Origin of the sequence: Macellibacteroides fermentans (assembly GCF_013409575.1) — a bacterium.
Taxonomy (GTDB): domain Bacteria; phylum Bacteroidota; class Bacteroidia; order Bacteroidales; family Tannerellaceae; genus Macellibacteroides; species Macellibacteroides fermentans.
This window is the reverse complement of sequence record NZ_JACCCY010000002.1, coordinates 48,477-68,686: the sequence shown is the minus strand read 5'-3', so window position 1 is coordinate 68,686 and position 20,210 is coordinate 48,477. Positions and strand designations below refer to the sequence as shown.

The following is a 20,210-nucleotide window of genomic DNA, read 5'->3' as shown; positions in this document are numbered from 1 at the left end:
TCTTTTACTTGTTGGTAGTTAATAGTTGTAAAATCATCTGAATGCGGGAGATGTAATCGTCGTCCAAGAAACTCTTATAGCTTCTGTCCACGATAGACTTAGCTTGCTCTTGCAAACGGACTGCGGGGAGATTTAAATCCTGAATCTTCAATTGACCCTTCATGTACTCTTGAACCATCTCTTCAGTCAGGCCTTTGATGAAAGCTGTATCATAGAATTGCTTATCAAATGTTCTCTTACCAGCAAGTCTAGGTTTATTACCATCAAAGGTATATATCTCGACTGAATTGATGTATGTCCAGGTGTGATAGGTCCCCCAAGTTTCAATGATAGCGAGCTGATCGCAAAAGCGTAGGCCTTTATAATATCTGTTCCCTCCTGCACTCTCATACTCCGAAGAAATGAACATCTTCTGACCCTCGTTCCATACAGGAAGATTGTTGCCGGGATTCCCAAATGTAGGAAGCATTTGGTCGAATAATGAATTTGATATACTAGTTAGTTGTGCCATGATGTTAAGTATTAAGCGAGTATTTTCTTATTGTTTAATGTGTCTACAATCAACTTTTCCGAAAAATCTTGTATTTGACTCTCGGTGATGGATGCGTTTAGCATCTTTATCTGGCCTTTCATGTATTCTTGGATCATGCTGATGCATTCACTCTTAGCAAACTGTTCAGAATGTCCTTTACAACAGTATGAGCGAGAGGCTATGAGTTTCTTGTCACGTCCATCAAAACCATAGATTCTAATACCATTCAGGAAGAGATAGGCATAACCTTGACCGAAATCATAGTTGATTATGATACGATCTGAGAGTCTTATACCTTGAAAATAGGTATTCCCTGCAGCGCTAGTATAACCAGATGATAGGTAAATGTTCTTTGCTGCATTGTATGTTACTGCAGAACCAGAGAGAGCAGGAAGAGCTGTCTCAACTAGAATTGTAAGATTACTTGCCATAATTTTTATTTTTAAGTTTTGAACCATTATACCATTAAATCTCAGAAGAAAAATACCCGATTTTTGTTTTGAATGAATAAACAAAGAATGATACGGTACTACTCTTTTATTGTTTTCGTATAGCAAAGGAAGGTGTTTTTCTCTATCATAATAAATAAGTCCAAACGTTATAGGGTGATTGGACTTTATTTCGACAATATATATTGTAACCTTGCACCCTAGCTATGCCGGTCTTAATCCCTGTAAACATCGAAATTATTGAGAACCTTGAAATCATCGACATCAACGAAATAATAGAAATATAGTACTCCCTCTTTTTCGACCACTTGATCAGCCTTTTACCTATATGAAGGCCTTTTAATATTTTTATTCGTTTTTTTCTTTTCAATGCTTTTTTAAGGTATGAGTAGATTCATGCAAGGCCAACCCGTAGCTTTAGCGAAGGGTTGTTCATTTTAGCCTTTCAAGAATCGGAGCATACCTTTTCTTTGCATTTAAAAGAAAAGAACGCTCAGGCAACCGTTTTATACACCACACCGGGAATTTGTCTTCCTATCCCCTGATGCGCCCGGTTGTAGTTGTAATATTGCATATATTTCCTGATTCCCTTATAAAGCTCCAGTCCGTCATCACACGGATTCAAATATACATACTCTTGTTTGATCGTGCGCCAAAATCGTTCAATCCAGATATTATCCTTGGCACGTCCTTTTCCATCCATGCTTATTTTAATACCATTTTCTTTAAGCGTTTCGATCCAAGACGGATTGGTAAATTGAACACCCTGGTCGGAGTTGATGATTTCCGGTGCACCATACTTTCTGATCGACTCTTCAACCAGATCCAGGCAAACACTTTTCTCAAGTGTGTTGGATAAGCTCCAGCCCACAATGTAGCGGCTTTGCACATCCATGATGGCTGTTAGATACATAAACCCCTGTTTCATAGGAATGTAACTGATATCTATGGACCACACCTGATTTGTCTTTACAATATCAAGTCCCCGAAGCAGATAAGGGAGGATGTACTTGCGGGCACCCGGATTACTCAAGCTTTTTTGAGGATATTTGACCCGGATATTCATCAAGCGCATCAATCGTCGGATTCGTTTGTGGTTTATCTGAAATCCATTTAAACGAAGCATATCCTGCATCCCCAACACGCCACAAGTGGGATGTTCAATATGGTGCTTATCCATCTTTTGCATTATTTCCAAATTTTCAGGACTTTCTCCTATCGGTTTGTAATACAGTGTACTTCTTGGTATTTCCAATAATTCCGTTTGTGAACGAACGCTGAGCTCTTTATGCCTGGGATTTACAAGTTGTCTCATTTCTTTTTTAGACCGGCTCTCTTGCAGGCATCTGCTAAAAAATCCCGTTCGACGGTCAGGCGGCCGATCGTAGCATGTAGTTTTTGAATTTCCTCCTCACTGTCCTCTTTTTCAGCTGATCGAGCACCCTCAAAAACCTTGCTGCTGCCATTTAAAAACTCTTGTTTCCATTTACTGATCGTCATGGCACTTACTCCAAAGCGATGAACCAACTCACTTAGCGTTTCTTGTTCCTTTAAGGCTGAAATAGCAACCTTGGCCTTAAATTCGGCCGTGTAATGTGTTCTTTTCCCCATCTCTAAAATACTCTTTTTTGATTCAAATTAAACCCTTTTTATTCGACTTCACAAGTGGTCCAGGTTTTGGGGAGTATTATACCCATCTGGGTTAATGAGATATAGAATCTTTTTATTCCATTGCATTAATTGTTTCTTTTAAAGCTTCAAAAAACTCTTTGTCATTCTTTTTTTGAGATTGCATTAAATTGATTTCATTTATTACAACTTTTTTTTCTTCGTATTTAAGCTTAGTATAAAATAAGTCAGCAATTGCATTTTTATCCAAAGGATTTGTATTTAGATATCTTTCAATCTCAGCGACAATTTCTTTGTAGCAAGCATCTCTTTTTGTGTAATCATCTCTCTGCTCAAAAGATAATCCTTCAAATGTTTTCATATATAATGTCTTTTGATATGGTAAACTAAAATCGTTCACATTCAAAGAATCTACATACTTGCAGCCCATTTCATATTTCTTTAAAAGAGTATACACGGTAATTTTTAGATTCACCGCACGAACTTTATACTCAGTACAAGCACTTAACTGATTCGCATAATATAATGCTGAATCAAGATGACTACTCGAACGATCTTCGTAATATTTGTTTAAGTTTATCTTTGCTTTTTGATAGCTATTTTTGCAATCATTAGACTCACCTCGACAGCAAAGGAATAAAAAACAGAATATTACAATTATTAAATTCTTACTCATCGTGTTAAATTATTTATTGGGAAAAACCCAATTGTGATTAAAACTCAATGGAATCGGAGCAAGAGAATGGTAAACAACAGGAGTTTTTAAGCCTGTGGAATTCGTAACCCACCAACTTCCACTAACTCTTACATCTATAAAACTTGTTACTGAGCTTAACATTGAAGCCGGGATATTAATATTAGCTACCCCAACTCCTGTTCCTGTTTGTTTTACATAAGTTTGATTAGGCTCAGCAAAGGTTGATGTATAAGTTTGTCCGCCATAATTTACTTTCATCATGGCACCTACATTAGCCTCTCCATCAACTGCTGTATTTGAAGTAATTAAAGTTCCAGAAACATTTACCCCCTCAAATTTACGTCCAAGTTGATTATTCTCTGTGCCATTTTTTATATCATAACGAACATTTGCTGTTATTTCAACATTACTTTCTGCTTTAACATTAGTCATGTGGCTTACGGCATATTTACCTTCTTCTGCATCTGCTGCAACATATCCAATTCTATTTGAAGATTGCTCAGGTAAAGAATAGTTTACATTTAGGTCAGAAAGTATTGACGAGTTTTCAGAACCCACATATCGATATCCCTTAGGTGTGCTTTTTGGGGAAGTTACGTTATCCATCCATATATACCCATCTTTTTTACTATTCACCCAATCTCGACCGTCTGGGTCAATATAAATAATCGGGTTATTTGCACAATATGCATAAGTTGAACTATTGTAGTACTTCTCAGCCAATGGATCGACAGTAGTCCAGACGGGTAACGCTGTATCATAATTTCTGGCGCCGTAATCGTACCAATCCAGTCCGTGCATGCGGTCCAACTCTTTGCCGTTGTATTTGTAGGCTTGATTTGTATTTGAGGTACCTTCTCCAAAAAGACCTCCAAACGGATAGTAATGATTTACCTGTTCGACTGAACCATTCTGATCAATTACAACCCGGTTATTTCCTAAGTGATCTTTCAGGTAGTAATGATAGGTGGGGGTAGTGCCACTTAATGTTATATATCCCTCGTTGGTCAGGATCTTACTTAATATGCCATCCTCGTAAATTACATTTCCACAGTAATCCGTTGTTGAAGTATAAGCAATCTGTCCCGAAGACAAAGGTTGAATGCTTCCCATAGGAATAACAACATTCGCGATGGCTGTCTGGTGCGTCACTTTACGCTTGACTCCATCGTTACTATATTGGTAACTGGTTGTATTGCCGTTCTGGAACTGTAACATTGATGGCAAATTTAGCAGATTATACTGAATCTTAGCTATCTTCTTGTTATAATCCTGAACCAAACTTCCGTTTGCATCGTAAACATATTCTGTCCCGGTACCTGATGCCCCATTCACAAAGTTAAAAGCTCCGCTGTAAAGAGGATCTGTTGCTGCATCATTAACGTACTTAAGTTGAATCCCAATATGAGCGAATGTTAGGTAACGAAGTACATTATTACATCCATAAGGGAAAAAAAATTATTACTTAAGGAACTAAATTTGATTACTTAAGTAAAGGAATCGTTCGACAGCTGTCAGAATGTATTTTGACAATTGTCGTAATCGTTTTTGACAATTGTCGTAATGCATTTCGACAATTGTCAAACGATTAGTTCACTTAAGTAAAAATCATTGTATATCGTTGTTTTTGAATATCTTGGCTTAATATTTAAAGTTGTTTTATCGTATCAAAAATTTGCATGTATTTATATCTGATTTTTAAAAGATAAAAAGCCGATTTACAGCGAATGACAGATAACAGATGAATGATAGATGAAAAAAGCATCTGTCATTTTCAAACTCCGCTTCAATAAAGGGTTTTGAGCCAAAAAATGATAGATGACAGATGTTTTTGCATTTAATTCGTTTCATAGCCGGCACGGATGAAAATTCAATTTCTTCTAACCCATTTTCGTCTATACTTTGTTATATATAGTAATGTCAAACTGAATTCAACTAGTTGGTTGAATAATAAAGAGTGTTAGGAACATGATAAAAAAGATTTTAATAGCCAATCGTGGAGAGATTGCCATTCGTATAATGCGCTCTTGCAGAGAGATGAATATTAAATCGGTTGCTGTTTTTTCGGAAGCCGACCGTTCATCGAGACATGTTTTATATGCCGACGAGGCCTATCCCATCGGTCCGGCTGCTTCGCAGGAAAGTTACCTTAATATACCTAAGATTATTGAGGTTGCTCTTAAATGTGGTGCCGATGCCATCCATCCCGGATATGGTTTTTTATCAGAAAATGCAGAGTTTGCACGTAAAGTACGCGAATCCGGAATCATTTTTATCGGTCCGGCTCCCGAATCCATGGAAGCGATGGGTGATAAGATATCGGCCCGAAAGCAAATGATTAAAGCCGGCGTACCGGTTGTTCCGGGTATAGAAAGGCAGATAGACAGTCCGGAAGAGGCCATCCGTATCTGTAAAGAGATTGGATTTCCGGTTATATTGAAGGCCTCCATGGGTGGCGGTGGCAAAGGGATGCGGCTGATACGTGAAGAGAGTGAAGCCGCCGAAGCCTTTCTGGCAGCCCGTTCGGAAGCTCTTTCGTCGTTCGGTTCCGAAATTGTGTATGTAGAAAAATACATTGAAAAGTCTCATCACATTGAATTTCAGATTCTGGGAGACAATTACGGAAACATTATACACCTTTGCGAACGTGAGTGTTCCATCCAGCGACGAAACCAGAAGATGGTGGAAGAGTCGCCCTCTCCTTTTATAACTCCCGCCCTGCGCGATGAAATGGGTAAAAAAGCCGTAGCCGCTGCCAAAGCAGTAAACTATGTAAATGCGGGAACAATCGAGTTTCTGGTCGATAACGAATATAATTTCTATTTTCTTGAAATGAATACGCGCCTGCAGGTTGAACATCCCATCACCGAAGAGGTGCTGGGTGTAGATCTGGTAAAGGAGCAGATACGGGTGGCTAACGGAGAGCGTTTGCATTTGCGGCAGGAAGATATCGTGCAGCGCGGACATGCCATCGAATGCCGTATTTGTGCAGAAGATACCGAAAACAATTTTATGCCTTCGCCGGGAATTATTCGTCAGCTTGCCGAGCCTACGGGCATCGGTGTACGGATTGACAGTTATGCCTACGAGGGTTACGAAATTCCGGTGTATTACGACCCGATGATCGGTAAACTGATTGTATGGGCTACTTCACGTAAGTTTGCCATCGAACGGATGAAGCGTGTGCTTCACGAATATAAAATTACGGGCATTAAGACGAATATCAGCTACCTGCGTCATCTGTTGGATACGCCCGACTTCGAACAGGGTACCTACGATACCAAGTTTATTGAGACCAACGCAGACTTTTTAATTAAGGGCGTAAGCATCAACAAAGAAAAATCTGAAAATATTGCCTTGATTGCGGCCTACATCGATTACCTGATGAACCTGGATGAAAATAAACCCTCGCAGGCTGCCGACAACCGGCCTATCAGCCGGTGGAAAGAGTTTGGTATGCAAAAGGGAGTATTAAGAATTTAAACGAAACACTATGGAGATACATATCGGAAACAGGGTTGCTGAAGTAGAACTGAAAAGCAAAGAGGGTAACAAGGTGTTACTTACAATAGACGGTAAGGAGTTTGAGGTGGATATAATGATTGTAGAAAATGGTTATTGCTCCATCCTGCATGAAGGAAAATCCTATAATGCCGAACTTATCCGGGCAGAAAACGGCCGCTCATATAAGGTGAGTACCTACTTCTCTTCGTATCCGGTAGAGATTGTGGATACCCAGGCCAAGTATCTGCGCATGAGACGCAAAGACGAAAACAAACCGGATAACAAAATAATCGCACCGATGCCCGGCAAAGTGGTGAAGGTGCTTGTTAAGGAAGGCGACAATCTGTTGGCCGGCGATACGGTTGTGGTGATTGAGGCCATGAAAATGCAAAGCAATTATAAGGTTAACTCCGACTGTTGTGTTAAGGAGGTACTGGTTAAAGAAGGAGACACTGTTACAAACGATCAGGTGTTGATTACGCTCGAAATTAATAAGACGGAAGAATAAGATGGAAAACGAAAAACGATACAAGGAATTTATTGAACTCGACAAGGCGGCTTCGCTTGGTGGAGGCTTGAGTAAGATTGATAAACAGCATGAAGCCGGTAAACTAACTGCCCGCGAACGTATTGATCTGTTGCTGGATAAAGGGTCATTTGTGGAAATGGATAAGTTTGTGGTTCACCGCTGCACCGACTTTAACATGGAGAAATCCAAAATTGCCGGCGACGGGATTGTTTCCGGTCATGGTAAAATTGATGGACGACTGGTTTTTGTATATGCCTACGATTTTACCGTATTGGGTGGTTCGCTTAGTGCATCGAATGCCAATAAGATACTTAAGGTACAGACATTGGCCCTGAAGAACGGTGCTCCGGTTATTGCGTTGAACGATTCCGGAGGGGCGCGTATACAGGAAGGGGTGGAGAGTCTTACAGGATATGCTTCCATCTTTTATCAGAATACGCTTTCGTCTGGTGTGATTCCGCAGATATCGGCCATTCTGGGACCGTGTGCCGGAGGTGCCTGCTACTCGCCGGCGCTGACCGACTTTATCTTTATGGTAAAGGAGAAGAGCCATATGTTTGTTACCGGTCCGGATGTGGTGAAGGCGGTAACGCACGAAGAGGTTACTAAAGAGGATCTGGGGGGTGCCTATACCCATACTTCTCAAAGCGGCGTGGCTCATTTCATGAATGATACGGAAGAGGAGACGCTGACTTCCATACGGGAGCTGCTCAGTTTTCTGCCATCCAACAATATGGAAGATGCGCCTGTTCGTCCTTGCAACGACGATATACGGAGGGAAGAGGAGTCGCTGCAGCAGGTGATACCCGACGATCCGAACATCCCTTACGACATCAAGGATATTATAGAGCCGGTGGTGGACGATCATTATTTCTTCGAGGTGATGCCTTCGTTTGCCAAGAATGTGGTGATTGGGTTTGCCCGTATGGGTGGACGTTCCGTGGGTATTGTTGCCAACCAGCCGGCCTATTATGCCGGGGTGCTGGATATTGATGCATCCGACAAAGCCGCACGCTTTATCCGCTTCTGCGACTGTTTCAATATTCCCCTCATTACCTTCGAGGATGTTCCGGGCTTCTTGCCGGGAACCAACCAGGAGCACAACGGTATAATCCGTCACGGTGCCAAAGTGGTGTATGCCTATGCCGAAGCTACTGTTCCTAAAATTACGCTTATTACCCGCAAGGCTTACGGTGGGGCCTACATCGTAATGTCCAGCAAGCAGACCGGTGCCGATGTGAACTTGGCTTATCCCATGGCAGAAATTGCCGTGATGGGGGCTTCGGGGGCTGTTAATATTTTGTACCGTTCCGAAAATGAGGAGGCGAAAGCCGAAGCGGTGAGCGAATACACCCAAAAATTTGCCAATCCCTACCGGGCAGCCGAGTTGGGATACATCGACGAGATTATCCTGCCGAAGCAGACTCGCTATAAATTGATTCAGGCGCTGGAGATGACACAAAACAAGAGTGTTACCCATCCGCCCAAGAAGCATGGCAACATGCCCTTATAAGGCGGCAATATCGCATAAATGAATAAAGCCCGGTTGTATTCTTTCGAATACTTCCGGGCTTTTATTATGATGGATAAATCCGATTAGTTGTTTTCCGGACGTAGTTTACGAACTACCATACCAGCCTGCCACATTTCGCTTTCACGAAGTTCTTTCAATTCTTCTTCAAGACCTTTGCGGTAGTCGGGTTTGCTGTTTGTATCGATAGAGCGTTGTGCTTCGTTTCCTTTAGCTACTTCGCTGTAAAGTTCTTCAAATACAGGCTTGCTTGCATCGCGGAACTTTTTCCACCAGTCCAATGCACCGCGTTGTGCAGTTGTAGAGCAGTTGGCATACATCCAGTCCATTCCGTTTTCGGCTACCAAAGGCATAAGGCTCTGGGTAAGTTCTTCTACGGTTTCGTTGAATGCTTCGGATGGAGTGTGGCCGTTGGCACGTAGTGTTTCGTACTGTGCAGCAAAGATACCCTGGATAGCACCCATCAATGTACCGCGCTCGCCGGTTAAATCTGAATATACTTCGCGTTTGAATGTGGTTTCAAACAGGTAACCCGAACCAACGCCGATACCCAAAGCTACTACTCTGTCGTGTGCACGGCCGGTAGCATCCTGGAAAATAGCGTAGCTTGAATTCAGACCGCGTCCCTGAAGGAACATACGGCGCAGACTTGTTCCAGATCCTTTAGGAGCAACCAGGATTACATCCACATCGGCAGGAGGTACGATTCCGGTACGTTCCTTGTAAGTGATGGCGAATCCGTGAGAAAAATACAAGGCCTTGCCCGGAGTAAGGTGCTTCTTTACAGTTGGCCAGACCTCGATCTGAGCGGCATCCGAAAGCAGATACTGGATGATGGTGGCTTTCTGACATGCCTCTTCGATATCAAAAAGGGTTTCGCCCGGTACCCATCCGTCGGCTACGGCTTTATCCCATGTTTTTGATTCCTTACGCTGACCAACAATTACATTGAAGCCATTGTCGCGCAGGTTCAGACTCTGACCCGGACCCTGAACTCCGTAACCGATAATTGCGATTGTTTCATTTTTCAATACTTCTCTTGCCTTTTCCAATGGAAATTCTTCGCGGGTAACTACGTTTTCTTCTACACCGCCAAAATTCATTACTGCCATGTTTTCTTTATTTTTAAATTAAAAACCAAATTTATTTCTTATTTCCAGGTTATCTCCGCCCGGCATATCGCCTTTCCATCCTTATCGCAGATGGAGGTTACATACCGCAGGGGATCTATCTCTTTTTTATGAAGGAACATTTCCATTCCGTATTTTCCTTCTGCCATGTAGGCAATCTCGAAACGGCTCACCTCTTTATCTGCAAACATCGACAGGTCAAACATATCCAGCAGGTGCTCGATGTACTTGATGCTGTTGAAATGTCCGTTCACATCGAGGTCGCTGTAACGTACCTTGTAGGGTTCGCCCTCCGTGTCTTTCTCTGCCGCCTGTATCTTACCGGGTTTTTCGATGGGACAGGGTTCGTCCACAATAAATGAATGCAGGTTATTATCCAGGCGCGCCAAATCGGTGGGTTTACGGCTCTCCAGATCGATGGCCGCCCAAAGTGTTCTGCAATAGCCCATCGCCTCGCCTTCTGCATTGCGGATGGCAAAGCAACGGCTTGTGAAGAGTTTATTCGCATCTTCCACCCAGGTTGTAATGGAGAAGGGCTGAAGCATGGTGGGATAGGATTTCATCTCTATCACCATCCTCGAAAGCACCCAGGCACATCCCTGACTTGCCATGGCGTTAAAGCCAAAGCCTCTTTGTTCGGCATGGGTGCTGGAGGCATGAAGCAGGTAATTACCCATCATCGGGATGGTTACCCGTCCTCTGAAATCGAGCAAATAGGATTCAGATACAAAATGGAATTCTCCGATCTTACTCATTCGTTGCCTTCTCTTTTTCTTGTTTTTTCTTTTCCATCAGGGCCAGCATGTCGCTCAACCGTTCTACTTTGCTCTTGTTGATGGCAATTCTGCCCGAACGGATAAACTGCAACACGCCGATCATTTCGCTCAGCTCCTTAAACAGGGCTTTTGTTTCGGCATAATGTCCGGTTTTTTCCAAAACGACACATACCTCGTTGATCTCCAGGATACGGGCATTGTGCTTGCGTATCAGGTCTTCTACAGATCCCATTTTAAGGAACAGCTCTGTGCTTAGCTTATACAGGGCGATTTCCTGAAACACAAGGTCTTCGTCGGTATTGTAAAAGGCCTTCAGTATGTCTACCCGCTTATCGATCTGCTTAACCACCTTGTCGATGGTGTACTCGTCCGAGAACGTGGTGATTGTGAACTTATGGATACCCTCCAAAGCCGAAGGGGATACAGACAATGTTTCGATGTTCAACTGCCTGCGGGTAAAGATAATCGTAATCTGATTAAGCAACCCCACGGTGTTCTCAGAAAATATAGTAACGGTATATAATGTTTTATCTGCCATAGCAATTCCTCCCGATTATTGATTGTCACCCATGATTATATTCGTAACGCAACCTCCCGCAGGAACCATAGGATATACCATGCCCCTCTCTTCCACTTCGGCTACCAGCAGGTAGGGTCCGTCGTGCGAAAGCATTTCGTGGATGGCATCGTCCAGCTCTTCGCGTTTCTCAACCTGGCGGGCTGCAATCCGGTAAGCCGAGGCGATCGCCACAAAATCGGGGTTTTCCATAATGGTTGCCGAATATCTCTCTTTATAGAACAGCTCCTGCCACTGACGTACCATCCCGAGGAAATTGTTATTCAGGATGATCATCTTAACATTCAGCTTTTCCTGCATGATAGTTCCCAGCTCCTGGATTGTCATCTGCATGCCTCCGTCGCCGGTAAACATGCATACTTCGCGGTGGGGTGCTCCCACTTTGGCACCTATGGCGGCAGGCAATCCGAATCCCATCGTACCTAGTCCGCCGCTGGTAACCACGCTGCGGGTCTGTTTGTATTTGAAGTAACGAACGGCCATCATCTGGTTCTGACCTACATCGGTAACCAGAATCGCATCGTTGTTGGTTGCTTCGGATACCTTGCGGATAACCTCGCCCATGCGCAATTTGCCTGATTTGGGATATAGCTCGTCCTGAATTACCTTTTCGTCTTCCTCCTGCTCGTCCGGGATAAACGAATTTACCCAATCGGTGTGTTTGGCTGGTTTTACAAATTCGGTGATGGCTGCCAGCGTTTCCTTGGCGTCGCCCGGCACCGGCACGGCGGGAATAACATTCTTCCCTATTTCGGAAATATCAATATCAAAGTGGATTACTTTTGCCTGTTTGGCATAGGTTTTAAGATCGCCGGTAACCCGGTCGTCGAAACGCATACCGATAGCAATAAGCACATCGCATTCGTTTGTTTTACGATTCGGACCAACATTCCCGTGCATACCCAGCATCCCTTTATTAAGCGGGAAATCCGTAGGCATGGCCGACAGCCCCAGTACAGTTGCCGCAGCTGGTATGTCTGCCTTCTGCAGGAATGTCATCAACTCTTTTTCAGCATGACCAAGCACAACGCCCTGTCCTACCAGTGCAAAGGGTTTCTTTGCATTGTTGATCAGCTCAGCCGCTTCGGCAATCAGGTCCATATCCAGGTCGGGAACAGGCTGATAGCTGCGGATGTAATCTACCTTTTCGTAGGTATAGTCTACCAATGCATTCTGTGCATCTTTGGCAAAGTCGATTACAACCGGACCCGGACGGCCTGTCGATGCAATATAGAATGCCCTTGAAATAGCCCAGGCAATCTCTTCGGGTTTGCGTATCTGATACGACCATTTGGTTATAGGTTGTGTAATACCTACCACATCTGTCTCCTGGAACGCATCGGTTCCCAACAAAGGTGAGGCAACCTGACCGGTGATAACTACAATCGGTGTGCTGTCCATCATGGCGTCTGCAATACCTGTTATGGCATTGGTTGCAGCCGGACCGCTGGTTACCATCGCTACGCCCACTTTGCCATTCACACGGGCATAGCCCTGGGCTGCGTGGGTCGCCCCTTGTTCGTGTCTCACCAAAATATGTCTTATCTGATCTCTGAAATCATACAAGCAATCATATACTGGAATAATAGCCCCCCCGGGATACCCGAAAATAGTATCAACGCCTTCGGCAATCAATGTGCGCAAAAAGGCTTCCGATCCGGTTATTTTTTTTGTCTCCATACCATTATAGCTTCTTTGTTCTGCGTTTTTAATCTTCTACAATTCGAACCGCTCCCTGATCGGCGGAGCTTACCATTTTAGCATAGGCTCGTAAAGCCTTGGATACCGTACGCTGACGAGCAGGCGGTGTAAAGGCTTTGGGGCCGCGTGCCTCCTCCTCATTTCTGCGTGCTGCCAGCTCTTCGTCTGATAGTTTTACCCGAATGGATCGTTCGGGGATATTGATTTCGATCGTGTCGCCGTTACGAACCAGTCCAATCGCTCCGCCTGCCGCAGCTTCGGGAGAGATATGGCCGATGGACAAGCCGGAGGTTCCTCCGCTAAAACGTCCGTCGGTTATCAGCGCACACTCTTTTCCTAAATGTCTTGCTTTTATATAGGTGGTAGGATAAAGCATCTCCTGCATACCCGGTCCGCCTTTGGGCCCTTCGTAGGTTATCACCACCACATCGCCGGCCACTACCTGATTTCTTAAAATACCCTCGCAAGCGGCATCCTGCGAATCAAATACTTTGGCTGGTCCGTTGAATTTAAATATGCTGGGATCTACACCGGCTGTTTTTACAACACATCCGCCTTCGGCAATGTTTCCGTACAACACGGCCAATCCGCCATCTTTTACATAGGCATGCTCCACATCGCGGATGCATCCCTGCTGGCGGTCGGTATCCAATGTCTTATAGGAAGAAGATTGAGAACCCATTACCAGGTTGAATTTTCCTGCCGGAGCGCTCTTGTACAGATCTACAGCCTTAGGATCGGGATTGGCTTTGGTTATGCTCAACGCCTCCACGGCTTCGCTCAATGTTCGTCCGTCGGCACGGTGTACGTTGCCATCCACCAGACCGGCCTTTATAAGCTCCTGCATGATGGCCATAATTCCTCCAGCACGGTTTACGTCTTGAACATGGTACGACGAACTGGGAGCTACCTTACATATAACCGGTGTTGTACGCGACAAGGCATCGATGTCTTTCATGGTGAAGTCCACCTCAGCCTCGTGGGCGATAGCCAAAAGGTGCAATACTGTGTTGGTTGATCCTCCCATCGCTATATCCAGCGCCATGGAGTTTAAGAATGCCGTACGTGTCGCAATGGAACGGGGTAATACCGTTGCATCTCCATCGCGGTAATATTTATAGGCCATCTCTACAATCAGATCGGCCGCATCTTCAAATAATCGTTTCCGGTTTGCATGGGTTGCCACAACGGTGCCGTTACCCGGCAGTGCCAGTCCAAGTGCCTCGTTGAGGCAGTTCATGGAGTTGGCGGTAAACATACCCGAGCAGCTTCCGCAGGTGGGACAAGCGGCATGTTCCACTCGTTTTACCCGTTCGTCGCTCACGGTCTCGTCCACTGCATCTGCCATGGCATCGATCAGGTCTAACGCCTGACCATCCAGCTCGCCCGCCTCCATTGGTCCGCCGGACACAAAGATGGTTGGGATATTCAGCCGCATGGTGGCCATCAGCATACCCGGAGTAATTTTATCGCAATTGCTGATGCAGATCATGGCATCGGCCTTGTGGGCATTAACCATATACTCCACACTATCTGCAATGATGTCTCTGGAAGGAAGGGAATACAACATCCCGTCGTGTCCCATAGCGATTCCGTCGTCTATGGCGATGGTGTTGAATTCGGCAGCAAAGCAGCCCAATGCTTCGATCCGCTTTTTTACCTGCTGACCAATTTCATGCAGGTGGGCGTGACCAGGTACAAATTGGGTAAATGAATTGACAACTGCGATAATTGGTTTGCCAAATTGCTCTTCTTTCACACCATTGGCACGCCATAAGGCCCGTGCTCCAGCCATTCTGCGGCCCTGAGTACTATATGAACTTCTTAATTGATTTTTCATTATCCTTCGTTTCCTTTCCTTTTCTGTTTATAAAAAAAGCCCTTCTCAACGGAGAAAGGCTTTAAGAATTTCTTACAACACGCAATTCTTTACACACCTTTCTCTTATCTTCTAATGACTAGAAGAACCACCACGAGAATAATGCTATGTAGAATGCTGTTAATCATATTTCGCTTTTTAATCTATATTACGATGGCGCAAATGTAGAACAATATTTTGTTCTTACAAAGAATTCATCATTTTTTATTACTTTTTCTTTCATTTATAAATAATACCACTCTTTTATATTCCATTTTAATATAAAAACAGCTCTCTTTGCCCCGATATAGAAGCTAAAAGGATACTAACAGGGAGTTAAAAAGACAGGATGTCTGTTAAATCATTAAGCAGAAAACAATTAATTTGTATCTTTGGCCGGTTTAATGAGATTATGAATCGTATTAACTGCGATTGTATGTCTCCTTTACTTAATTATTAGACGTATGAAACAATATAATTTTGATGAAATTGTTGACAGGCGAGGTACAAATTGTATAAAAGTAGATTCCTTGAAGGCACGCTACGGCAATCCGGACCTTACACCTCTGTGGGTGGCGGATATGGATTTCCGCACCCCCGATTTTATTGTCAACGCTCTGAAGGAGCGATGCAAGCATGAAGTGTTCGGGTATACATTTGCCGACGATGATTATTACAACAGCATTATCAATTGGGTTGACTATAAGCATAATTGGAAAATAAGCAGAGAATCTCTCTCCTATATTCCGGGAATCGTTAAAGGGATTGCTTTTGCGCTGCAATGTTTCACAAATCCCGGCGATAAGGTTCTGATTCAGTCGCCTGTGTACCATCCGTTCCGTTTGGTTCCCGAGAAGATGAAGCGTACCGTTGTATACAATCCGCTGAAACTTACAGAAGGGGTTTATCAGATGGATTTCGAACAGCTTGAATCGGTTATAGAAGGATGCAAGGTATTGATTCTTTGCAACCCTCACAATCCGGCCGGAATTGTTTGGAACAAGGAAACCTTGTCGAAGTTGGCAGATATCTGCGCACGTCATGGTGTATTGGTGATCTCGGACGAGATTCATGCTGAACTCACCTACCCGCAATATCCGCACCTGCCTTTTGCCAATGCTTCCGAAACTGCTGCCAACATCAGCATCACATTCATGGCTCCAAGCAAAACCTTTAATATTGCAGGCATTGTAACTTCGTATGCCATTGTTCCCAATCCGGAACTGCGCAAAGAGTTTTACGGTTTTCTGGAAGCGGGTGAGTACAACGACGGCACTATTTTTGCCTACGAAGCCACCAAAGCGGCTTATACGTACGGAGCGGAATGGTTGCAACAGATGCGGACCTACATTATGGAAAATGTGCGTTTTGTAGATAATTTCCTTAAAAACAAACTCCCGCAGATAAAAGCCTACGAGCCCCAGGCATCTTTCCTGATCTGGCTCGACTGCAAAGGTCTTGGCTTGTCGCAACCCGAACTTACGAGGTTGTTCAAAGATAAAGCAGGTCTGGCGTTGAACGACGGAAGCATTTTCGGCAAGGAGGGTGAAGGCTACATGCGCATGAACATTGGATGCCCCCGTTCTGTTATAGAAGAGTCGTTGAACCGATTAAAGAAAGCGGTTGAACAAAAATAATTTAGTATCTTTGCAAACATTTTTTGAATATACATTAAAATAAAAACAAATGAAAATTGCAGCAAATAAGTTCGTTTCGGTTACTTACGACCTTAACGTTGGTGAAGGCGGAGAACAGGAATTGATGGAAAGAGCATCTGTTGAAGCCCCTCTTAGCTTTATTTTTGGCACGGACTCCATGCTCCCTGCATTCGAAAAAGCTTTGGCTGGTCTGGAAGTTGGCGGAAAGTTTGACTTTTCTCTGTCTCCTGCCGATGCCTATGGCGAATATGATGAAGAACATGTTCTTGATCTTCCAAAACATATCTTTGAAGTGGATGGTAAATTCGACGACGAAATGATTCAGGAAGGTAACACAGTTCCTATGATGGATTCTACCGGTAACCGTTTGAACGGTTCTGTACTGGAAGTTGGAGAAGATACAATCAAGATGGACTTTAACCACCCATTGGCTGGCGAAACTTTGCATTTTACAGGTGAAGTACTTGACGTACATGAGCCTACTGCAGAAGAACTGGCTAAATTACTTGCTCCTGCAGGTGGTTGCGGTTGTGGTAGCGGCGAAGGCGGCGGCTGCGGTAGCGGCGGTTGTGGCTGCGGTAGCGGTGAAGAAAAGGAAGAAGGCGGTTGCGGAAGCGGTTGCGGCTGTCACTAATTAAGAAATAGTTACTAGAGGGCAACCGTAAGGCTGCCCTTTTTAATTACCATACTACGGATTATGATGAACACTTTCGGAAATTTATTCAGGTTAACTTCGTTTGGCGAATCGCACGGAGCCGGTATAGGCGGAGTTATAGACGGTTGTCCGGCTGGTATTGAACTGGATATGACCTTTATCCAGAACGAGTTGAACAGACGCAGACCGGGGCAGTCCAAAATCACGACTCCCAGGAAGGAAGCCGATGAGGTGACATTCCTCTCGGGTGTATTTGAGGGGAAAACCACAGGTACTCCCATCGGATTTATTATCTGGAACGACAACCAGCATTCGGCCGATTACGACAATATGAAAGAGGTATTCCGGCCATCGCATGCCGATTATACCTACCAGACCAAATACGGCATACGCGACCATCGTGGAGGGGGACGTTCGTCGGCCCGCGAAACCATCGCCCGTTGCGTGGCTGGTGCTATTGCCAAACTTGTACTTATGCAGGAGGGTGTTCACATTCAGGCTTTCACTTCGCAGGTAGGCTCTCTTAAACTGGATAAATCGTACCAGGCTTACGACCTGAGTCTTACCGAAAGCAATGCGGTTCGTTGTCCGGATCCGCAAAAAGCGGCCGAGATGGAGGAGTTGATTGCCGAGGTAAAATCGCAGGGTGACACCATCGGTGGTGTTATTACGTGTGTTATTAAAGGTACTCCGGTAGGATTGGGTGAGCCGGTTTTCGGGAAGCTCCATGCGGCTTTGGGAAGTGCCATGCTGAGCATCAATGCCGTTAAGGGATTTGAATATGGTGATGGCTTCGAGGCTGCGCTTTACCGTGGCTCCGAACGGAACGACCGGTTTTATAACGACAACGGTAAATTCAATACCCATACCAACTATTCCGGCGGAATACAAGGTGGTATATCAGATGGACAAGATATCTACTTCCGGGTTGCATTCAAATCGGTGGCTACCATTCTGATGGAACAGCAAACCGTTACCAAAACTGGCGAAGATACGATTCTGAAAGCCAAAGGAAGACATGATCCGTGTGTTTTACCCAGAGCCGTACCCATCGTGGAGGCTATGGCGGCTATGACTATTCTAGACTATCTGCTTATACAGAAGACAAGAGGATAATTGATAGTTAACAGGAAAAAGGAACCGGTCCGCAACTTCTTCGATTGAAAGGGGATGCGGACCGGTTTTTAGTTTTTGTCTTTATTCGTGGTGATAGGGTTCGTTGTTAAGGATGGTCATGGCCCGGTAAATCTGCTCCACAAAAATAAGCCGTATCATTTGATGTGAAAAGGTCATTTTGCTAAGCGATATCTTTTCGGAAGCGGCTTTGTAGACTGCCTCGCTAAATCCATAAGGTCCTCCAATCACAAAGACCAACCTCTTGGATACTACATGCATCTTCCGCTCGAGGTAGGTTGCAAACTCCATGGAGGTAAAAGACTTACCATGTTCATCAAGCAAAACCAGGTAATCTCCGGGCTGTAACATCTTTAAAATCAGCTCGCCTTCTTTCTCCTTCTGTTGTTCTTCCCTTAAATTCTTTACGTTCTTTATATCCGGAATAATCTCCATCTCGAAAGGGATATAATGAACCAATCTGTTCTTGTATTCGTTAATTGCATCCACAAAATAGGAGGCATCCGTTTTACCAATTACAATAAGTGAAATCTTCATCTACCTATATTTAACCTGTTTAAGGGGCTAAGTTACACTAAAAATACATACCTTTGTACGCTATAACGCAAAAAGGAAGAAAGCATATGAGAAGAATAACTATGATGTTGGCATTATTGGTTCTTTCACTGGGTCTTTATGCCGCAAATGTGAATCCTATTGCTACAGCTTTTACCAACGGGAATGCCTCTGCTCTGGAAAATAATATGGACAAAGAGGTGGACCTGTCACTGCCTTCGCTAACGAAAAGCTGTCCGGGCTCGGAAGCCATCCAATTATTGTCCAATTTCTTTTCTGCCAATAAGCCCAGCGGCTTTACGGTGGTGCATCAGGCGGAAAAGAAGACTACCGGCTTTTATGTTGGAAAACTGTCTTGCGGTCAGTTTAGTTACCGCGTGAACATTACCTACAAAATTGCAGGTGATTCAATTTTAATTCAATCAATCAGAATAGAATAGCATATATGGATCAATTGATAGACGAACTTATTAAGTTGGCTTTTGCCGAAGATGTGGGCGACGGCGATCATACTACCCTCTCCTGTATACCTGAAACCGCCATGGGCAGGTCTCAGTTAATCATTAAAGAAGACGGTGTTTTGGCAGGTGTTGAAATGGCAAAACGTATTTTTCATCATTTCGACCCAAGTCTGAAGGTTACTGTATTTATCCAGGACGGTACGGAAGTGAAGGTGGGAGACATTGCGCTGACGGTTGAAGGTAAAGTTCAATCGCTTTTGCAGACCGAACGCCTGATGCTGAACGTTATGCAGCGAATGAGCGGTATTGCCACCACTACCCGTAAGTACGTAAAAGCGCTGGAAGGAACCAAAACACGTGTACTGGATACCCGTAAAACAACTCCGGGTATGCGAATGATAGAGAAAGAGGCTGTAAAGATTGGCGGAGGCGTAAATCACCGCATCGGACTTTTCGATATGATTTTACTTAAGGATAATCACGTTGATTTTGCCGGTGGAATCACTCAGGCAATTACCCGTGCCCAGGATTACCTGAAAGCAAAAGGCAAGGATTTAAAAATTGAGATTGAAGTACGTAATTTCGACGAGCTTGAAGAGGCCATGCGTGTAGGTGGTATTGACCGTATCATGCTTGACAATTTCAACATCGAAAATACCAAGGAGGCGGTTCGCCGTATTGCCGGCCGTTTCGAGACCGAATCGTCGGGAGGTATCACCTTCGCAACACTGCGTGACTATGCAGAATGTGGCGTCGACTATATCTCGGTTGGTGCCCTCACCCACTCTGTAAAGAGTCTGGACATGAGTTTGAAGGCTTTCTAATAAATACAAA

Annotated in this window: 20 protein-coding genes; 8 read left to right on the top strand and 12 right to left on the bottom strand. The window is 44.2% G+C overall.

Annotated features, from left to right (window positions below):
• Positions 1-4 precede the first annotated feature (4 nt).
• The 6 genes from F5613_RS05385 to F5613_RS05360 form a co-directional block, all read right to left on the bottom strand.
• Entirely contained in the window at positions 5-511 is a 507-nt protein-coding gene (locus tag F5613_RS05385) for a hypothetical protein (RefSeq protein WP_179399002.1), read from the bottom strand.
• Positions 512-522: 11 nt separating this feature from the next.
• Entirely contained in the window at positions 523-963 is a 441-nt protein-coding gene (locus F5613_RS05380; RefSeq protein WP_179399001.1) for a hypothetical protein, read from the bottom strand.
• Positions 964-1,474: 511 nt separating this feature from the next.
• On the bottom strand, positions 1,475-2,296 hold the full coding sequence (locus F5613_RS05375) for an IS3 family transposase (protein WP_068187386.1): 822 nt from the start codon (positions 2,294-2,296) through the stop codon (positions 1,475-1,477).
• Positions 2,293-2,592: a transposase gene (locus F5613_RS05370; protein WP_179399000.1), complete on the bottom strand. Its 300-nt coding sequence runs from the start codon at positions 2,590-2,592 to the stop codon at positions 2,293-2,295. Before F5613_RS05370 ends, F5613_RS05375 begins: the two co-directional genes overlap by 4 nt.
• Positions 2,593-2,704: 112 nt before the next feature.
• Entirely contained in the window at positions 2,705-3,286 is a 582-nt protein-coding gene (locus F5613_RS05365; RefSeq protein WP_179398999.1) for a hypothetical protein, read from the bottom strand.
• Between the two features lie 9 nt (positions 3,287-3,295).
• Positions 3,296-4,525 (bottom strand): RHS repeat-associated core domain-containing protein, encoded by a 1,230-nt coding sequence (locus F5613_RS05360; RefSeq protein ID WP_246303360.1) that lies wholly within the window; start codon positions 4,523-4,525, stop codon positions 3,296-3,298.
• A 750-nt stretch (positions 4,526-5,275) separates the two neighbouring features.
• Here F5613_RS05360 and accC point away from each other — a divergent pair.
• The 3 genes from accC to F5613_RS05345 are packed head-to-tail and all read left to right on the top strand — an operon-like array spanning position 5,276 to position 8,853.
• Positions 5,276-6,790, top strand: a complete 1,515-nt coding sequence (accC, locus tag F5613_RS05355; protein ID WP_068180507.1) for an acetyl-CoA carboxylase biotin carboxylase subunit — start codon at positions 5,276-5,278, stop codon at positions 6,788-6,790.
• Between the two features lie 10 nt (positions 6,791-6,800).
• Positions 6,801-7,319 carry an acetyl-CoA carboxylase biotin carboxyl carrier protein subunit gene (locus tag F5613_RS05350; RefSeq protein WP_068180504.1) on the top strand — a complete coding sequence of 173 codons (519 nt, stop codon included), beginning with the start codon at positions 6,801-6,803 and terminating at the stop codon, positions 7,317-7,319.
• 1 nt (position 7,320) lies between these two features.
• Complete coding sequence (locus F5613_RS05345; RefSeq protein WP_179398998.1) at positions 7,321-8,853, top strand: acyl-CoA carboxylase subunit beta; 1,533 nt, start codon at positions 7,321-7,323, stop codon at positions 8,851-8,853.
• Positions 8,854-8,936: 83 nt separating this feature from the next.
• Here F5613_RS05345 and ilvC read toward each other — a convergent pair whose 3' ends face one another.
• The 5 genes from ilvC to ilvD are packed head-to-tail and all read right to left on the bottom strand — an operon-like array spanning position 8,937 to position 14,895.
• Positions 8,937-9,983, bottom strand: a complete 1,047-nt coding sequence (ilvC, locus tag F5613_RS05340) for a ketol-acid reductoisomerase (protein ID WP_079683742.1) — start codon at positions 9,981-9,983, stop codon at positions 8,937-8,939.
• Between the two features lie 38 nt (positions 9,984-10,021).
• Positions 10,022-10,756, bottom strand: a complete 735-nt coding sequence (locus F5613_RS05335) for an acyl-[acyl-carrier-protein] thioesterase (RefSeq protein WP_179398997.1) — start codon at positions 10,754-10,756, stop codon at positions 10,022-10,024.
• A complete protein-coding gene (gene ilvN / locus F5613_RS05330; protein ID WP_068180490.1) occupies positions 10,749-11,315 on the bottom strand; it encodes an acetolactate synthase small subunit in 567 nt (188 codons plus the stop codon). The genes F5613_RS05335 and ilvN overlap by 8 nt, the downstream gene beginning before the upstream one ends.
• Positions 11,316-11,330: 15 nt before the next feature.
• Positions 11,331-13,034, bottom strand: a complete 1,704-nt coding sequence (gene ilvB, locus F5613_RS05325) for a biosynthetic-type acetolactate synthase large subunit (protein ID WP_079683741.1) — start codon at positions 13,032-13,034, stop codon at positions 11,331-11,333.
• Between the two features lie 28 nt (positions 13,035-13,062).
• Complete coding sequence (gene ilvD, locus F5613_RS05320; RefSeq protein WP_068180484.1) at positions 13,063-14,895, bottom strand: dihydroxy-acid dehydratase; 1,833 nt, start codon at positions 14,893-14,895, stop codon at positions 13,063-13,065.
• Positions 14,896-15,377: 482 nt separating this feature from the next.
• Here ilvD and F5613_RS05315 point away from each other — a divergent pair, with 482 nt between their 5' ends.
• The 3 genes from F5613_RS05315 to aroC all read left to right on the top strand — a co-directional run bounded on the left by F5613_RS05315 (position 15,378) and on the right by aroC (position 18,342).
• Positions 15,378-16,550 carry a MalY/PatB family protein gene (locus tag F5613_RS05315; RefSeq protein ID WP_179398996.1) on the top strand — a complete coding sequence of 391 codons (1,173 nt, stop codon included), beginning with the start codon at positions 15,378-15,380 and terminating at the stop codon, positions 16,548-16,550.
• 49 nt (positions 16,551-16,599) lie between these two features.
• Positions 16,600-17,205, top strand: coding sequence for an FKBP-type peptidyl-prolyl cis-trans isomerase (locus F5613_RS05310; protein ID WP_179398995.1), 606 nt, complete (start codon positions 16,600-16,602; stop codon positions 17,203-17,205).
• Between the two features lie 66 nt (positions 17,206-17,271).
• Positions 17,272-18,342, top strand: coding sequence for a chorismate synthase (aroC, locus tag F5613_RS05305; protein WP_179399533.1), 1,071 nt, complete (start codon positions 17,272-17,274; stop codon positions 18,340-18,342).
• 81 nt (positions 18,343-18,423) lie between these two features.
• Here aroC and rlmH read toward each other — a convergent pair whose 3' ends face one another.
• Positions 18,424-18,897, bottom strand: a complete 474-nt coding sequence (rlmH, locus tag F5613_RS05300) for a 23S rRNA (pseudouridine(1915)-N(3))-methyltransferase RlmH (protein WP_068180476.1) — start codon at positions 18,895-18,897, stop codon at positions 18,424-18,426.
• Between the two features lie 86 nt (positions 18,898-18,983).
• Between rlmH and F5613_RS05295 the strand changes: the two genes are divergently transcribed.
• Entirely contained in the window at positions 18,984-19,355 is a 372-nt protein-coding gene (locus tag F5613_RS05295) for a DUF4783 domain-containing protein (RefSeq protein ID WP_068180472.1), read from the top strand.
• 5 nt (positions 19,356-19,360) lie between these two features.
• The gene (nadC, locus tag F5613_RS05290) at positions 19,361-20,200 is read left to right on the top strand and encodes a carboxylating nicotinate-nucleotide diphosphorylase (protein WP_068180470.1); all 840 of its coding nucleotides are present in this window, start codon (positions 19,361-19,363) and stop codon (positions 20,198-20,200) included.
• Positions 20,201-20,210: the final 10 nt, after the last annotated feature.

What these genes read in the sequence shown, in the direction of transcription:
- F5613_RS05385 (WP_179399002.1), bottom strand. Translation starts at nt 511, where the DNA reads ATGGCACAACTAACTAGTATATCAAATTCATTATTCGACCAAATGCTT.
- F5613_RS05380 (WP_179399001.1), bottom strand. Translation starts at nt 963, where the DNA reads ATGGCAAGTAATCTTACAATTCTAGTTGAGACAGCTCTTCCTGCTCTC.
- F5613_RS05375 (WP_068187386.1), bottom strand. Translation starts at nt 2,296, where the DNA reads ATGAGACAACTTGTAAATCCCAGGCATAAAGAGCTCAGCGTTCGTTCA.
- F5613_RS05370 (WP_179399000.1), bottom strand. Translation starts at nt 2,592, where the DNA reads ATGGGGAAAAGAACACATTACACGGCCGAATTTAAGGCCAAGGTTGCT.
- F5613_RS05365 (WP_179398999.1), bottom strand. Translation starts at nt 3,286, where the DNA reads ATGAGTAAGAATTTAATAATTGTAATATTCTGTTTTTTATTCCTTTGC.
- F5613_RS05360 (WP_246303360.1), bottom strand. Translation starts at nt 4,525, where the DNA reads ATGTTACAGTTCCAGAACGGCAATACAACCAGTTACCAATATAGTAAC.
- accC (WP_068180507.1), top strand. Translation starts at nt 5,276, where the DNA reads ATGATAAAAAAGATTTTAATAGCCAATCGTGGAGAGATTGCCATTCGT.
- F5613_RS05350 (WP_068180504.1), top strand. Translation starts at nt 6,801, where the DNA reads ATGGAGATACATATCGGAAACAGGGTTGCTGAAGTAGAACTGAAAAGC.
- F5613_RS05345 (WP_179398998.1), top strand. Translation starts at nt 7,321, where the DNA reads ATGGAAAACGAAAAACGATACAAGGAATTTATTGAACTCGACAAGGCG.
- ilvC (WP_079683742.1), bottom strand. Translation starts at nt 9,983, where the DNA reads ATGGCAGTAATGAATTTTGGCGGTGTAGAAGAAAACGTAGTTACCCGC.
- F5613_RS05335 (WP_179398997.1), bottom strand. Translation starts at nt 10,756, where the DNA reads ATGAGTAAGATCGGAGAATTCCATTTTGTATCTGAATCCTATTTGCTC.
- ilvN (WP_068180490.1), bottom strand. Translation starts at nt 11,315, where the DNA reads ATGGCAGATAAAACATTATATACCGTTACTATATTTTCTGAGAACACC.
- ilvB (WP_079683741.1), bottom strand. Translation starts at nt 13,034, where the DNA reads ATGGAGACAAAAAAAATAACCGGATCGGAAGCCTTTTTGCGCACATTG.
- ilvD (WP_068180484.1), bottom strand. Translation starts at nt 14,895, where the DNA reads ATGAAAAATCAATTAAGAAGTTCATATAGTACTCAGGGCCGCAGAATG.
- F5613_RS05315 (WP_179398996.1), top strand. Translation starts at nt 15,378, where the DNA reads ATGAAACAATATAATTTTGATGAAATTGTTGACAGGCGAGGTACAAAT.
- F5613_RS05310 (WP_179398995.1), top strand. Translation starts at nt 16,600, where the DNA reads ATGAAAATTGCAGCAAATAAGTTCGTTTCGGTTACTTACGACCTTAAC.
- aroC (WP_179399533.1), top strand. Translation starts at nt 17,272, where the DNA reads ATGAACACTTTCGGAAATTTATTCAGGTTAACTTCGTTTGGCGAATCG.
- rlmH (WP_068180476.1), bottom strand. Translation starts at nt 18,897, where the DNA reads ATGAAGATTTCACTTATTGTAATTGGTAAAACGGATGCCTCCTATTTT.
- F5613_RS05295 (WP_068180472.1), top strand. Translation starts at nt 18,984, where the DNA reads ATGAGAAGAATAACTATGATGTTGGCATTATTGGTTCTTTCACTGGGT.
- nadC (WP_068180470.1), top strand. Translation starts at nt 19,361, where the DNA reads ATGGATCAATTGATAGACGAACTTATTAAGTTGGCTTTTGCCGAAGAT.